Source organism: Hydrogenophaga crassostreae, assembly GCF_001761385.1.
GTDB classification, from domain to species: domain Bacteria; phylum Pseudomonadota; class Gammaproteobacteria; order Burkholderiales; family Burkholderiaceae_C; genus Hydrogenophaga; species Hydrogenophaga crassostreae.
In genome coordinates this window covers 1,355,151-1,368,921 of record NZ_CP017476.1, presented here as the reverse complement: position 1 = coordinate 1,368,921, position 13,771 = coordinate 1,355,151, and the positions used below count along the sequence as shown (strand labels likewise).

Here is a 13,771-nt window from a genome sequence, read left to right as displayed (position 1 = left end):
CTGGCACCACAATGGCGCCGACGCGCCCTTTGCCTCTTGCACTCTTTTGCACTGCCCGTTTCTTGCTGTCTGATGCCTCTGCCCTCCATGCCACTCGCCACGCCCAACGCGCCATCGCCACGCCGCCCGCTGTCCCTGCGCTTGCTGCTGCCCTTGCTCCCGGCGCTGGCCACGGTACTGGTTCTGCTGGTGGTGCTCTGGGCCAACGACAGCCTTGTGACTCGGGACCTGGCCAGGCGGGCCCACTTTCGTGCCGAGCAAACGGCCAGCGTGTACGCCGATCAGGTGGAGCGTGTGCTGACCAGGCGGATGGCCGAGCTGGAACTGGTGGCGCGGGTGGCATCGGCCGCGCCATCGCCACAGGGTGAAGCAACCCGGGAAGCCATGGCGTACCTTCAGGCGCATGCGCCATCCCTCGCTGGCGTTGCCCTGATTGGTTCCGATGGTCAACCTTTGATTGCACTGGGCGATACCGCGGGCCTGGTTTGGCGAACCGAGCGCCTTCGCCCGATAACAGCGCCGCAGTTGATGCCCCCGGAGGCGTTGATTCGGCAAACCGGTGCAGCGCGGGCCTCGCCCTGGCTGGCGGCACTGACCGTCCCTTTGAAGACCGGTGCGTTCGAAGGCCATCTGGTGAGCTTGCTGCGCAGCGCCTATTTCGACGAACTGCGCGAATTCGCTTTGGGCGATGTGGCGGCGCGACGCGAAATGGAACTGGTGCTGCGCGCGCGGGACGGAACGGTCTTGCTCGGCCCGCCGGCCATGACCGTCGGCATTGGCCTGTCAGCCGACAGCATGGACGATGCCGAAACGGTGACCGTCTTCCTCGACGCGCAAGGGGAAGAACTTGCCGTGGCCAGCAGGCAGGTTCAGTCGCACGATTCCACGTTCAAACCAGGCTGGGAAACCCAGGCGATTCAGCCCATGACTGCGGCCACCCGGCCAGCGTTGCGGCTGCAAGAGAGTCTGCTGCTTTGGGGCTTGCTGGCGATCGCCCTCATTGGGGGCGCAGGCATGTGGCTTTCACGCCGCCTGGCCCGCCCCTATGACGAATTGCTCGATGCCGTGGCCCGACGACAGCCCATGCCGCTGGATGGAGCCCCGGGGGCCTATTTGCGCGCTGTGAGCCAGGCGCTGCAACAACTCGACAGCGCCGGTGGTTCGGTAAGCGATCCCTTGCTGGCGCGGGTACTGCATGACGCCCAGCGGCTGCAGACGGTGCTGGATCAATTGCCTTCGCCGGTCTACCTGCTCGACGCCCAGGGCGCGGTAACTTACTGGAACCAACAGGCCGAAGCGGTGTTTGGCTGGTCGGCAAAGGAAGCGCTGGGGCAGACGGTTCAAAAGCTGTTGCCAGGCGACGTGCACGCCCATGGCGAAGCCTCGGCACAAGGCGACGCGCCACCGTTTGAAGCCCGAACCCGCAACCGCCGGGGCGAGGAGCTCTGGTGTGAGTGGCGTTTGCTCGCGCTGAGCGACCCGACGGGGCAGGGCCTGGGGCAGATGGCACTGGTTCGAGACATCAGCGACCGCATGCGGGCCGAAGCGGCATTGGCTCAGCACCAGATCGAACTCTCCGAACTGACCCAGCGCCTGTTGCAGCAAGAGCAGCAAACCAGCCGGCGAATGGCCCAGACGCTGCACGACCAGCTGGGCCAGACGCTCAGCGCCATTCGCCTCACCTTCGATGCGCTGAGACCGCTGTGGCGCAGTGCAGAAGAGCGCCAGCAAACCCGGGCCCAGAGCCTCGACAAGATGATCGGCCAGGCCAACGCCGAAGTGCGCCAGGCGCTGGTAGAGCTGCGCCCGCCCTTGCTGGAGGATGAAGGTCTGGCCATGGCGCTGGAAAACGACATCAACCTGCGCCAGCCCGAGGCCGAGCCGGTGGCCCTGCAGCTGGAAGTGGCCGGTGGGGCCGCCACGCAACGCTGGCCCGCCAATGTGGAATACGCTGCGTTCATGGTGGCCAGAGAGGCGGTGGGCAACGCCCTGCTGCACGCTGATGCCTCCCTTGTGCAGATTCGCCTGAGTGGTGGAGCCGGCGGGCTGCAACTGAACGTGGCCGACAATGGCATCGGACTGCCGGCGGATCTGGCATTTGGCCGCCCTGGACACCTGGGGCTGGTGGGCATGCGAGAGCGTGCGCTGGCCATCGGTGCGCGCCTGGAGTTCCAGCCTGTGGCTGGTGGCGGCCTCAACATTTCCCTGCGGTGGGCACCTTCTGCCATCCGCGCTTCAACCCCAACCGGGACCCTTGCACCGTGAGCGATATTTACCTGGTCGATGACCATGCCCTGATGCGCGACGGTCTTCGCGCCGTGCTGGAAGACGCAGGCCACCGGGTGGTTGGCGAGTCCGATCAGCCCACGGCAGCGCTGGCCGATCTTGTTCGCTTGCAACCGGCTGTCTTGCTGCTCGATATCCACCTCGGTCAGCGCCTGGGTTTTGAGTTGCTGGAGCAGATTCAACAGCGCAAACTGGCAGTGAGAACCATCATGCTGACCATGTCGGCCCAGGCGCGCCATGTTGCCGATGCCATGCGACTGGGCGCGGCCGGCTATGTGCTCAAGGGATCGTCGGCCGATGAGGTGTTGCGCGCCATCGATGCGGTTCAGGCTGGCAAACGCTACCTGGGTCAGGAGGCGGCGCAACTGGCGGTGCAAGGCTTGACCGAATCGAGCACCGGTGAAGCCCTGGCCAGCCTGTCAACAAGGGAGCACCAGGTGTTGCTGATGGTCGTCAGGGGGCAGACCAGCGCGGTCATCGCCGAAGAACTGCACCTCTCACCCAAGACGGTGGAGTCCTACCGCAGCCGGCTCATGGCCAAGCTGGGCGTGGCCGATGTGACCGGTCTGGTGCGCCTGGCCATCCGCGAACGCCTGATCAGCGCAGACGAACGCTAGGGATGGTGTTCAAAACCCGCGCAGTGCGCGGCGTGGCTTTTGCGGGATGAGGCGTGAGGCGCGAATTCCAAGGCAAAGCCACGGCCCACAAGGGTTCGACCCAAAACGGGCGTCGCGGGAATTGTGAACACCCCCGCAGGGGGCTGCGCCCGGAAAACGGGCAGGCAGCGGGTTTCCCGTGCAATACCTGTCCAGGTTTCCCTACAGCGCAAAGGGCACACCACAGGCAAAGTTGCACCATGCCGCCAAACAACAGCGGTCAGCAAACACCCCCTGCAAAGGATGCTCCCCATGATCACCGCCTCCAACACCGAAGCCCTTCACCCCATCACCATCTTGCTGGTGGCTCAGCACAGCGAACACTTTCGCGAGCTCCAGGCGATCACCGCCACCTGGGCCAACAAGCCTCGCCTGCTCTGGACCCCTGTGCCCACCCAGGCCACACAGCTCGCGCTGATGCACCGCATCGACCTTGCCTTGCTCGACACCGATCTGCAAGACGCAGGCTCCCACTCACTGGAGCGCCTGATCAGCCGATGCATTCCGACCGCCGCGGTGTGCACCTTCCAGGAGCGCTTCGGCCCCGGTGTGTCGCCCATCGTGGCCGGTCAGCTGTACTGGGACGAGATGCCGTTGATCCTGCGCGGCTGGATGACCCAGCAACAGCAACCCACCCCGTTTGGCGAACAAGCCAACGCCTCGGTCTTCGAAAAGGCCGCCTGAGCGGGTGCAGGCCAACCTGACTGGCCTGCAAGAAGCGCGGCATCCACGGTGGCCACAGGCGCCTGGATCGGCCTCTGGGAACCGGCTCGCTAGTGGCGATGCTGGTGGTGCAGATCTGGCGCGTGCGGGTGGCTATGGCGCAAAGGGCTGTGGTGGTGTGCGTGGCTGTGTGACCCCTTGGGCATCACGTCGTGAGGGTGATCGTGGTGACCGTCGTTGTGGGTGTGGGCGTGTTCGTGGTCCAGCGCCCTGTGGTCATGGGCATGCACATGGTCTTCAGACAGATGAACCAGCACCCCGCCCACCATCAGCACACCACCGGCCAAAAGCAGCAGGCTCGCCGAGCGCTCCCCCAGTGCAAAAGCCCCCACCGCGCCGATGAACGGGGCAAAAGCGAACACCGAGCCGGTGCGCGCCGCGCCAAAATACCGTTGCGCCAGGAGGTAGAAACGCAGGCTCAGACCGTAGCCGGTTGCGCCAACCCCCAGCAAAGCAAGCGCCGCTGGCCACGGTGGCCGCGCCTCACCCCAGGCCAAGGCCAGCGCCGTGGTCACCGCCGCGCCCAGCGCCGCCTTCACCACCACCACCTGCCCCGGATCGCGGTCGGCCACGCCGCGCGAGAGCGTGTTGTCCAGACCCCAGGCCACCGTCGCCACCGCCACGGCCAGCAGACCCAGCAGTTGCACCTGGCCTGACAGCCCCTGATCGAGAACCAGCAGCGCCCCACCGGCCAGCAACAAAGCCACCGCCGTTTTGACGCGCCCATCCAATACTTCGCCATACCAGCGCCAGGCCAGCACCGCCGTGAACACCGCCTCCAGCGTGAGCAGCAATGAAGCGCTGGTGCCACTGGTGCGCTGCAAGCCCCAGGCCAGCGCCACCGGCCCGATCACCGCACCCGAAGCCACCATGGCCAGCAGGCGTGGCATGTCGCTGCGGCGCAGCGGCGCTTCCACCTCTGCACCATGGCGCTGCAACAGCGCCACCAGCGCGGCCCCGGCATACAACAGGGCCGCCGTGGCAAACGGCCCCAGCCCCTGGCCAAAGCGTTGCACCAGCGGCGTGCTCAGGCCAAACAGGGCTGCGGCCAACAAGGCCAGCGCGCCACCTCGAACGGTGGGGGAACGCCAATCGGACAAATGTCTTTTGAGCAAAGCTGTTGATCCTTGGTTGGGTCAGGGTGGCCGTACCGGCCTCGTCAGTTTGCGCCTGCCTGTGGCGCACCGCCGGAAGTTTCCGGCCCACTGGGCGCGCAAGGCATTTTCTCAGGCACCAGAGCGCCGACTGACGAAACAACACACGGCAAGCGTCGGGAACGCTATTCCCAGGCCGCAACAGCAACGTTCACCAAGCTGCTGGCGTGACAGCCACCGCGGCCTGCGGCAGGTAAGCTGCGGCCTTCGCCCGGCCTTGCCGCGCCCTTCACCCGATTGCCCTTCTACGTGTCCTCCCCCAACACCCGGCCCGCCTCACCGCCGCCATCTCCCTCGCAAGCCACCCTCTGGGCCATGCTGCTGGCGCTGCTGACGGCCTTCGCTCTCAGCCAGGCCTACCGCACGGTCACCGCCATCATGGCCACCGACCTGCAAAGCGACTTTGGCCTCAGCGCCGGCTCGCTGGGCACCTTCGCCGGGCTCTTCGCCCTGTCTTTCGGCGTCGCGCAATTCGTCATGGGCATCGGCATGGACCTCTATGGCCTGCGACGCACCGTGCTCAGCGTCTTCCCGCTCGCCGTGGCCGGGGCCACCTTGTCGGCGTTGGCCCCCAACTACGGCTGGCTGATGCTCGGCCAGTTGCTGATCGGCGTGGGCTGCGCGCCGGCCTTCCTCGCCTGCACCATGTTCATCTCGCGGCATTTCCCCAGCTCGCGCTTCGCCTTCGTCTCGGGCATCGGCCTGGGCATTGGCGGCATCGGCCTGCTGCTCACCGGCACGCCCCTGGCCTGGCTGGTCGAGCGCTGGGGCTGGCGCGGCGGCTTCGTGTTGCTCGCGGCGCTGTCGGTGCTGGCCTGGTTGCTGATCTGGCGCCAGGTGCACGAGCCGGCCATGGGCGGCGAAGCGCCCAAGCGCGAGCGCTGGGGCGCCGCCGTGCGACGCTTTGGCGCGCTATTCCTGCTGCCGCACACGCTGGGCATCATGCTGCTTGGCATGGTCGCCTACGCCGCCTTCCTCGCCCTCAGGGGCCTGTGGATCGGCCCGATGCTGATCGACCGCTACGGCTTCACCCTGGTCCAGAGCGGCAACATGGCCCTCGTGATGTCGCTGATTTCCCTGTTCAGCCCGGCCCTGTTTGGACGCTTCGATCCCGGCCCGGCGCGCCGGCGCACCTGGGTGGTGAACTTCTCCCTGCTGGTCTCCGCGCTCTACCTCGGCGTGGGGCTGACGCACCACGCCGAGCTCAACATCGCGCTGGTGGTGGGCATTTCGGTGCTCTCGGGCTACTCGGTGCTCCAGTATTCCGACGTGCGCTCCTCCTATGCGCCCGACCTGACCGGGCGCGCGCTCTCGGTGTTCACCATGGCGATGTTCCTCGGCGTGGGCTTGGTGCAATGGCTCACCGGCCATGTGGCCGACTGGGCGCAGGCGCAAGGCATCGAGCCCTACCGCGCCGTGATGATCACCATCGCCGCGCTGCTCGCGCTCGGCTCGACCGCCTTCCGCTGGCTGCCCAGGTTGCCGCTTTTGATGCAGGCGCAGGGGCCACAAGCGGCGGTGAAAGCGCCCTGAGGGACGGGTTCGAGCGGCTTCCTTTGAACGGCTCGACTCTTTCAGTGCCCCTGGCGTTGCGGTGCACCTGACGCCGTCCAGCGACGACCGCATCGCTGCGCCTTGCCGGCCTCTGCTGTCCTGATTGCCTGGGCAGCGCTCAGAGCTGCGCGGTTGCGCCGCCCACCAGTCTCCGGCTCGTTGTCAAAATAAAAGCCGACCGCGGAGCGCCCCTACAGGCCCGGGCGCTCCGTCGACCTCTGCTTGCACTGCAATGTTTGGGGTTATTGGGCAATGCCGCTTGAATATAAGTAATTACTCAATTACATTATTGGGCATGCCCGTCAAATCCGCCTCCAAACAGCCCACCGAAGCTCGCCAGGCCAGCCTCATCGCAGCGGCGCTGGCGCTGGCCGCTGAGCGCAGTCCGGCGGAGGTGACCACCGCACAGCTGGCGCAGGCGATTGGCGTGACGCAGGGCGCGGTATTCCGCCACTTTGAGAGCAAAGAGGCGATCTGGCTGGCTGTGCTCGACGACGCCAGTGAGCGCCTGCTCGCGCGACTGCTCTCGGCGGCAGCGCCTCACGCCACCAACGGGCTCCACGCTTTGGAAGCGGTGTTTGATGCGCACGTGGAATTCGTGATCGAGCACCCTGGGCTGCCACGCCTGGTGTTTCAAGAGCTGCAAAGGCCGCAAGACACGGCACTCAAAGCGAATGTGCGCCAGCTGATGCAGGCTTACCGGATGCTGTTGGTGAAGTTGCTGAAACGAGGGCAAGCCGAAGGCTTGATCGCACAAAGCGTTGACCCGCAGACGGCGACCGTGGTGTTGATGGGCGCTGTTCAGGGTTTGGTGATGCAGGCGCTGATGAGCGGCGATGTTGCCGCGATGCGGACGCAGGCACCGCGGGTGTTTCAACTCTTGCGCGCCGGGCTTAGCGCCTGAGCCACCCGCACCCTCTCCTATTCTTCTTCTCTTTTCATCGGACAACGACACACCATGAAACCCTCTGCCAACATCCAGCGCCGATTTCTTCTGGGCGCCATGGCCCTGGCGCTGCTCGGGGCGCTGGCCTGGGTCGCACTGCGCACGGGGCCGCTGGCGCCGGTGAATGTGCAGACCACGCAGGTCACCCAGGGCCGCGTATCGCCCGAGGTGTTTGGCATTGGTCAGGTGGAGGCCCGGCGCAGCTGGATGGTCGGGCCGACGACGCCGGGGCGGGTCTTGGCCGTGAAGGTGGACGTGGGTGATGTGGTCGCACCGGGGCAGGCTTTGGCCGAGATGGATGCGGTGGATCTGGACCAGCGCCTGGCCGCGCTGGACGCTTCCTTGGCACGCGGGCAAAGCGGACGCGCTGCGGCCCAGGCCCAACTGGCCGATGCCCAGGCCAAACACGCCCTGGCCCAGGCCAACCTGAAACGCAATGAAGATCTTGCGCGCCAAAACTTCATCAGTGCAGGGGCACTGGAAGCGCGCACCCAAGAAATGGCCTCAGCCAACGCAGGCCTGCAAAGCGCGATGGCCAATCTGGACGCGACCGCACAAGACATCAACCGCATTCGCGCCGAGCGCGCGGCACTGGCCGAGCAGCGCGGCAGCCTGAAACTGGTGGCGCCTGCGGCGGCGATCGTGTCGAGCCGCGACGCCGAAGCGGGCAGCACCGTGGTGGCGGGGCAAGCGGTGGTGAAGCTGATCGACCCGAGCAGCCTGTGGGTGAAGCTTCGGGTGGACCAGGGGCGCTCGGCGGGTCTGGCGCCAGGCCTGGTGGCGCGCATTGCACTGCGCTCACGGCCAGGCGAAAGCTTTGCGGGCAAGGTGGCGCGCGTGGAGCCGCTGGCCGATGCGGTGACAGAAGAGCGGCTGGCGCAGGTCGCGTTTGATGTGGTGCCACCCGGTATTTCCGTGGGCGAGATGGCCGAGGTGACGTTGCAGCTGCAGCCCACCGAAGAGGGCCTGCTTCTGCCCAACGCAGCCCTGCAAAGCTTTGAAGGCAGCAGCGGCGTGTGGCTGTTGAAAGATGGCGCGCTGACCTTTGTGGCACTGCAAGTGGGCGCCAACAGTCTGGACGGCATGGTGCAGGTGATACCGGTCGAGGCCGATGCTTTGAGCCACGGCGACACGGTGGTGATGTACAGCGCCAAGGCCTTGAGCGCCGACACCCGCATACAGGTGGTGGAGCAACTGCAAGGGGCGGCCAAGTGATCAGCCTGGCCGGACGCGACATCCTCCACGGGTGGAGCAAGTACGTGTTGACCGGGCTGGGCCTGGGGTTGTTGATCGGCGTGACGCTGACGATGGCGGGCGTGTACCGCGGCATGGTGGACGACGCCCATGCGTTGCTGAACAACAGCGGTGCCGACCTGTGGGTGGTGCAAAAAGACACCCAGGGGCCGTACGCCGAATCGTCGAGCATCAAAGACGATGTGGTGAAGAGCGTGCGCGGCATGCCAGGTGTGGCGGCAGCGGCGAATGTGGCGTATTTCACCTTGCAGGTGAGCCATGGTGAGAAAGACGTGCGGGCGATGCTGGTGGGCATGGAACCGGGCCAGCCAGGGGCTCCGAGCTACCTGGTGGCTGGTCGGCAGCCCACGCGCAGCCACTACGAGGCAGTGGCCGATGTAAAAACCGGTTTTTCGCTGGGCGATGAGATCGGCATTCGGCGCCATACCTATACGGTGGTGGGGCTCACCCAGCGCGCGGTGTCATCTGGTGGTGACCCGATGATTTTTGTGTCGATCAAGGACGCGCAGGAAGCACAGTTTCTGAAAGACAACGACGCCATCGTGAACGACAGGGCGCGCACCGCCGCCAACCCGGCGTTCAACAAACCCGGCGTGCCGGGCTTGCTGGAAGCGGTGCAAAACCTGCAGACCAGCAGCCGCAACGTGAACGCTGTCCTGGTGCGGATCGCGCCAGGCATGGACGCAGAATCGGTGGCCGAGCCGATACGGCGCTGGAAACATGTGAGCGTCTACACCAAGGCGGGCATGGAAGACATTCTGGTGGTCAAGCTGATCGCCAATTCGGCCAAGCAGATCGGCATGTTTCTGGTCATTCTGGCCATCGTGAGCGCGGCGATTGTGGCCTTCATCATTTACACCATGACCATGGGCAAGCTGCGCGAGATCGCGGTGCTGAAGCTCATCGGCACCCGCGACCGCACCATCGCCGGCATGATCCTGCAGCAGGCACTGGGCCTGGGCCTGATCGGTTTCGCGGTAGGCAAGATCGCGGCCACGGCCTGGGGGCCTGCGTTTCCCAAATACGTGTTGCTGATGCCGGGAGATGCCATCACCGGCTTTGCGGTGACGATGGTGATTTGCGCCCTTGCCAGCACGCTGGCGATCCGCGTGGCGCTCAAGGTCGACCCAGGCGAGGCGATCGGATGAACACCATGAACCCCCAAACGCAACCCGGCGGCATCCTGATCGAAGGCCTGCGCAAGGTGTACGGCAGCGGTGACACAGCGGTTGAAGCGCTGAAACACGTGAACATGCGGGTCAGCCCGGGCGAAGTGGTGGGCCTGGTGGGCCCTTCGGGTTCGGGCAAGAGCACGCTGCTCAAATGCCTGGGCGCCATCATCGAGCCCACCAGCGGCAAGATGACGCTGGGCAGCGACGTGATTTACGACAACGGATGGAAGGTAAAAGATCTGCGCGAGCTGCGGCGCGACCGCATCGGCTTCGTCTTCCAGGCGCCCTACCTGATTCCGTTTCTCGACGTGACAGACAACGTGGCGCTGCTGCCGATGCTGGCCGGCCTGCCGAACGGCAAGGCGAGAGAACGTGCATTGGAATTGCTCAAGGCGCTGGACGTTCAACACCGAGCCAGGGCCGAGCCTTCGCAACTCTCAGGGGGTGAGCAACAGCGGGTTTCGATCGCACGGGCGCTGGCGAACAAGCCACCGGTGATCCTGGCCGACGAACCCACGGCGCCCCTGGACAGCGAGCGGGCCCTGGGCGTGATGCGCATCCTCAACCAGATGGCGCGACAGGCACAGACCGCGATCATCGTGGTGACGCACGATGAAAAAATCATTCCCACCTTCAAGCGGATTTACCACATCCGTGATGGCGAAACGGTGGAAGAGGCGGGCGAAGGACGGGCTTTGGAATAGGAGAAAAAATGGCCAGCATGCGTTTCTACAAGCCTCTGGCAGCCGTTGCGGTGGTGTTTGGCGCCCTCACCCTGTTCAGCGGTGGCCAAGCCCTGTTCGGCGACGCTGAAGCCCGAGCGGCGGTGGGCCAGGCGGTGGGTTTTGTCTTGTGGTTCAACTTCCTCGCGGGCTTTGTCTACCTGTTGGCGGGGCTGGGACTGTGGCTTCGCCAGCCCTGGGCGCGTTCTTTAGCCTGGGCACTGGTCATCGGTACGTCGCTGGTGGCCGCGGCCTTTGGCCTGCATGCATGGAATGGCGGTGGTTTTGAAGCGCGCACCGTGGGTGCACTGGTGCTTCGGCTGGGCTTCTGGGTCGCCGTGGTCGCATTGACAGGGCGCCCCGAACATCGCGGTTAAGGCGACGCTGAAGAGGTGCCAGGCAACAGAAGCGGTCTGAAAGGCGCACTCGCTGCAACGGATACCCGGACAGGCGCATTGGCTTGGCTCAGTAAACATTGGGTAAGTCAGGGCAAACTAGCATGGGCGCCCGATTCACCAAGAATGTTTTCCCCATGAGCTCTACGCTTCGCTTTCCCCTGCTTTGCGCCTCCACCCTTGCACTTGGCCTTGCAGCAGCCCCAGCCTGGGCAGACGGTCCCGACCACGATGAGGGCGAGGGTTCTCACATGGGATTGGGCCTGGGGGTGGTCAGTGAAGCCTCGTCCTACCGCGGCGTGGGCACCAAGACCGAGGTGGTTCCGATGCTCATGATTGACAACCGCCATGTGCGCTTGTTTGGCCCCAATCTGGACCTCAAACTGCCGTCCGCCGGCCCGGTGTCTTTCGCGCTGACGGCCAAGTACGCCGACAATGGCTACAAAGCCAGCGATGCCGCTGAGCTGCAGGGCATGGCCGAGCGCAAAGACGGCTTCTGGCTGGGCGCAAAAGCGAAGTGGGACACGCCTTGGGCCGAATTGTCCGCCAGAGTGCTGGGCGATGCATCGAACCGCAGCGGTGGACAGCAACTCGAACTGGAAGCCGCCAAGGGTTTTGGGCTGGGCAGCCGCATGCGTCTGGAACCCCACCTCGCCCTGACCTGGCTCGACAGTTCTTATGTTGACTACTACTACGGCGTGGACGCAGGCGAAGCGAAAGCCGGACGGGCCACCTACACAGGCACCTCAACAGTGAACACCGAACTGGGGCTGCGACTGAAAACCAACCTGGCGCCTGGGCACATGGTGATGATGGACCTCAAGCACACCTTCCTCGGTTCGGGCATCAAAAACAGCCCACTGGTGGACCGCAGCGGCGTATCGACCGTGTTCGTGGCCTACGTGCACCAGTTCTGAACCGCCTCGCTGCCGATGCACCGCGTACTCCTGCTGGAAGATCACACCCGTCTCGCCGCACTGGTGCGCCAGGCGCTTGAAGGCGCAGGCCTGGCATGTGATGTTGTTGAGCGCGCCAGCGCGGCGTGGGCCGCGTTGCATGCCGTGGACTACGCCGCCGTGATCATCGACCGTGGCCTGCCCGACGGCGACGGTCTGGACCTGGTTCGCCGGCTGCGGGCGGCTCAGCGGTTCACGCCCTGCCTGATTCTGACCGCCCGCGACGCCTTGCACGACCGGGTGGACGGGCTCGAGGCGGGTGCCGATGACTACCTGAGCAAACCTTTTCCTATGGCAGAGCTGGTGGCGCGCGTTCGCGCACTGTTGCGGCGCCCTCAGCAACAGGTGGCGTTGAGCCCCACGTGGGGCGACGTGCAACTCCTGCCCGAGCAAGGGCTCATGGTCTGCCAAAGCGCGACGTGTGCATTGCCTCGAACAGAAATGCAGATCATGCTGACACTGTTCAAAAACGAGGGAGCGCCGGTTCGGCGCGGCGCTTTAGAGGCTGCTGCCTGGGGCGCACAAGAAGCCGTGACAGCCAATGCGCTGGACGTTGCCTTGCACCGGCTGCGGCGCAAACTCGAACATTTGGGATCGACCCTGTTGATCAACAACATCCGTGGGGTCGGCTATGCCGTGGTTGAAAGCTGAGTGGCGCCAGAGCCTCACCGTCAAGCTGCTGGCGACCTACCTGGCCGCCTGGTTGTTGACGCTGGGGGTGCTGGGTGCTTCGTTCTGGCTGCTGCTGAACAATCTGGGTGCTCACAAAGCGCAGGAAGCCACCCAGGCGATCAGCAAAGCCATGGTGTTTGACGCACAGGGTGAGCCGGTTCGGGTTGACCTGCAAGGCGACCTGACATGGCTGCCCGAGGCGCTGCCGCTGGACCTGTCGTACCAGGTGGCCGACTTGTCGGGCCGGGTGCATCTGGCGTCTCCATCCGTCAAGTCCGCTTCCAGCAATGCCATGCCCGAGATGTATGTCCAGACGGTTTACCGCGATCACGAGGGGACCACCTGGAAAGTCACGGTCAGCATCAGCCACCGCCTGATGGCGTTGATCACAGCCCATTCCACGAAACACATGGAAAGCGGCGCATTGGCCATGGTGGGTTGGTCGATTCTGTTGCTCGGTCTGGTGCTGGTTTTCACGGTTCAGCGCCTGTTGCGCCCGCTGAAAAATGCATCGCACCAAGCCACGAAGATCGGCCCGCAATCGCTCGAATCCCGCTTGAGCGACAAGCATTTGCCCAGCGAAATCCAACCCCTGGTCCACGCATTCAACCAGGCCCTGGACCGCCTGGAGGCGGGTTTTCGCAACCAGCAACGCTTCCTGGCAGACGCTGCCCATGAGCTGAAAACACCGCTGGCGCTCTTGCGCGGACAGATTGAAATGGGTGGTACCGGGCAAACCGAACAGTTGCTCGATGACGTAGACCACCTCGCAAGACAGGTACAACAATTGCTGCTGTTGACAGAAGTCAGTGACGCGAGCAATTTCAAATTCGAAACCATCCATCTTCTGCGCTTGGCGCAGGAGGTGCTGACATTCCTGAGTCCTCTGGCGGAGAAACTCGGCATCCGGACAGTTCTGAATTTCGACGATTCCCGCGTCTGTACGCAAGGCGATCGCATGGCGCTTTTTGTGCTGCTGAAAAATCTTCTCGAGAATGCACTGAAGTTCGCGCCCGAGGGCAGCACGGTGACGATCACTCTGGGCACGAACTCACTGACCGTTCGCGATACCGGGCCAGGCATCGCACCCGACCACCTGCCGCTTGTGTTTGAGCGCTTCTGGCGCAACCCGGACCGGCGCCACGAAGGGGCCGGACTGGGACTTGCCATCTGCAAAGAGATCGCTGTATCGCACGCCTGGCAGTTGTCGGTGCACAGACTTGAACCCGGCACCGAGTTCATGCTGCAATTCAACTGAACCCCTTTCGCCTGAAGTTGTTT

13 protein-coding genes are annotated in these 13,771 nt (G+C 64.6%); 12 read left to right on the top strand and 1 reads right to left on the bottom strand.

Going from position 1 to position 13,771, the window contains the following annotated elements:
* The first annotated feature begins 87 nt into the window (after positions 1–87).
* From LPB072_RS06400 to LPB072_RS06390, 3 genes are all read left to right on the top strand, one after another.
* Positions 88–2,265 carry a sensor histidine kinase gene (locus LPB072_RS06400; protein ID WP_197508915.1) on the top strand — a complete coding sequence of 726 codons (2,178 nt, stop codon included), beginning with the start codon at positions 88–90 and terminating at the stop codon, positions 2,263–2,265.
* A complete protein-coding gene (locus LPB072_RS06395) occupies positions 2,262–2,903 on the top strand; it encodes a response regulator (RefSeq protein WP_066092903.1) in 642 nt (213 codons plus the stop codon). The genes LPB072_RS06400 and LPB072_RS06395 overlap by 4 nt, the downstream gene beginning before the upstream one ends.
* Before the next feature lie 291 nt (positions 2,904–3,194).
* Positions 3,195–3,626 carry a hypothetical protein gene (locus LPB072_RS06390; RefSeq protein WP_066092901.1) on the top strand — a complete coding sequence of 144 codons (432 nt, stop codon included), beginning with the start codon at positions 3,195–3,197 and terminating at the stop codon, positions 3,624–3,626.
* An 89-nt stretch (positions 3,627–3,715) separates the two neighbouring features.
* On the opposite strand, the gene LPB072_RS06385 is transcribed toward LPB072_RS06390, so the two are convergent.
* Positions 3,716–4,780, bottom strand: coding sequence for a DMT family transporter (locus LPB072_RS06385; protein WP_231943448.1), 1,065 nt, complete (start codon positions 4,778–4,780; stop codon positions 3,716–3,718).
* A 354-nt stretch (positions 4,781–5,134) separates the two neighbouring features.
* Between LPB072_RS06385 and LPB072_RS06380 the strand changes: the two genes are divergently transcribed.
* From LPB072_RS06380 to LPB072_RS06340, 9 genes are all read left to right on the top strand, one after another.
* Positions 5,135–6,352, top strand: a complete 1,218-nt coding sequence (locus LPB072_RS06380) for an MFS transporter (protein WP_082877030.1) — start codon at positions 5,135–5,137, stop codon at positions 6,350–6,352.
* A gap of 316 nt (positions 6,353–6,668) precedes the next feature.
* Complete coding sequence (locus LPB072_RS06375; RefSeq protein WP_066092895.1) at positions 6,669–7,277, top strand: TetR/AcrR family transcriptional regulator; 609 nt, start codon at positions 6,669–6,671, stop codon at positions 7,275–7,277.
* Positions 7,278–7,331: 54 nt separating this feature from the next.
* Complete coding sequence (locus LPB072_RS06370; protein ID WP_066092891.1) at positions 7,332–8,534, top strand: efflux RND transporter periplasmic adaptor subunit; 1,203 nt, start codon at positions 7,332–7,334, stop codon at positions 8,532–8,534.
* Positions 8,531–9,721, top strand: coding sequence for an ABC transporter permease (locus tag LPB072_RS06365; protein WP_066092888.1), 1,191 nt, complete (start codon positions 8,531–8,533; stop codon positions 9,719–9,721). Before LPB072_RS06370 ends, LPB072_RS06365 begins: the two co-directional genes overlap by 4 nt.
* The gene (locus LPB072_RS06360; protein ID WP_197508914.1) at positions 9,718–10,449 is read left to right on the top strand and encodes an ABC transporter ATP-binding protein; all 732 of its coding nucleotides are present in this window, start codon (positions 9,718–9,720) and stop codon (positions 10,447–10,449) included. Before LPB072_RS06365 ends, LPB072_RS06360 begins: the two co-directional genes overlap by 4 nt.
* Positions 10,450–10,457: 8 nt before the next feature.
* Positions 10,458–10,844: a hypothetical protein gene (locus LPB072_RS06355; protein ID WP_066092885.1), complete on the top strand. Its 387-nt coding sequence runs from the start codon at positions 10,458–10,460 to the stop codon at positions 10,842–10,844.
* Positions 10,845–10,999: 155 nt separating this feature from the next.
* Positions 11,000–11,779 carry a MipA/OmpV family protein gene (locus LPB072_RS06350; protein WP_066093589.1) on the top strand — a complete coding sequence of 260 codons (780 nt, stop codon included), beginning with the start codon at positions 11,000–11,002 and terminating at the stop codon, positions 11,777–11,779.
* Positions 11,780–11,794: 15 nt separating this feature from the next.
* Positions 11,795–12,469, top strand: a complete 675-nt coding sequence (locus LPB072_RS06345; RefSeq protein ID WP_066092882.1) for a response regulator transcription factor — start codon at positions 11,795–11,797, stop codon at positions 12,467–12,469.
* Entirely contained in the window at positions 12,450–13,748 is a 1,299-nt protein-coding gene (locus LPB072_RS06340) for a sensor histidine kinase (RefSeq protein ID WP_066092879.1), read from the top strand. The genes LPB072_RS06345 and LPB072_RS06340 overlap by 20 nt, the downstream gene beginning before the upstream one ends.
* The last annotated feature ends 23 nt before the right edge of the window (positions 13,749–13,771 follow it).

Coding starts and splice junctions, on each gene's coding strand:
- LPB072_RS06400 (WP_197508915.1), top strand. CDS start 88: ATGCCACTCGCCACGCCCAACGCGCCATCGCCACGCCGCCCGCTGTCC.
- LPB072_RS06390 (WP_066092901.1), top strand. CDS start 3,195: ATGATCACCGCCTCCAACACCGAAGCCCTTCACCCCATCACCATCTTG.
- LPB072_RS06380 (WP_082877030.1), top strand. CDS start 5,135: ATGCTGCTGGCGCTGCTGACGGCCTTCGCTCTCAGCCAGGCCTACCGC.
- LPB072_RS06375 (WP_066092895.1), top strand. CDS start 6,669: ATGCCCGTCAAATCCGCCTCCAAACAGCCCACCGAAGCTCGCCAGGCC.
- LPB072_RS06370 (WP_066092891.1), top strand. CDS start 7,332: ATGAAACCCTCTGCCAACATCCAGCGCCGATTTCTTCTGGGCGCCATG.
- LPB072_RS06360 (WP_197508914.1), top strand. CDS start 9,718: ATGAACACCATGAACCCCCAAACGCAACCCGGCGGCATCCTGATCGAA.
- LPB072_RS06355 (WP_066092885.1), top strand. CDS start 10,458: ATGGCCAGCATGCGTTTCTACAAGCCTCTGGCAGCCGTTGCGGTGGTG.
- LPB072_RS06350 (WP_066093589.1), top strand. CDS start 11,000: ATGAGCTCTACGCTTCGCTTTCCCCTGCTTTGCGCCTCCACCCTTGCA.
- LPB072_RS06345 (WP_066092882.1), top strand. CDS start 11,795: ATGCACCGCGTACTCCTGCTGGAAGATCACACCCGTCTCGCCGCACTG.
- LPB072_RS06340 (WP_066092879.1), top strand. CDS start 12,450: ATGCCGTGGTTGAAAGCTGAGTGGCGCCAGAGCCTCACCGTCAAGCTG.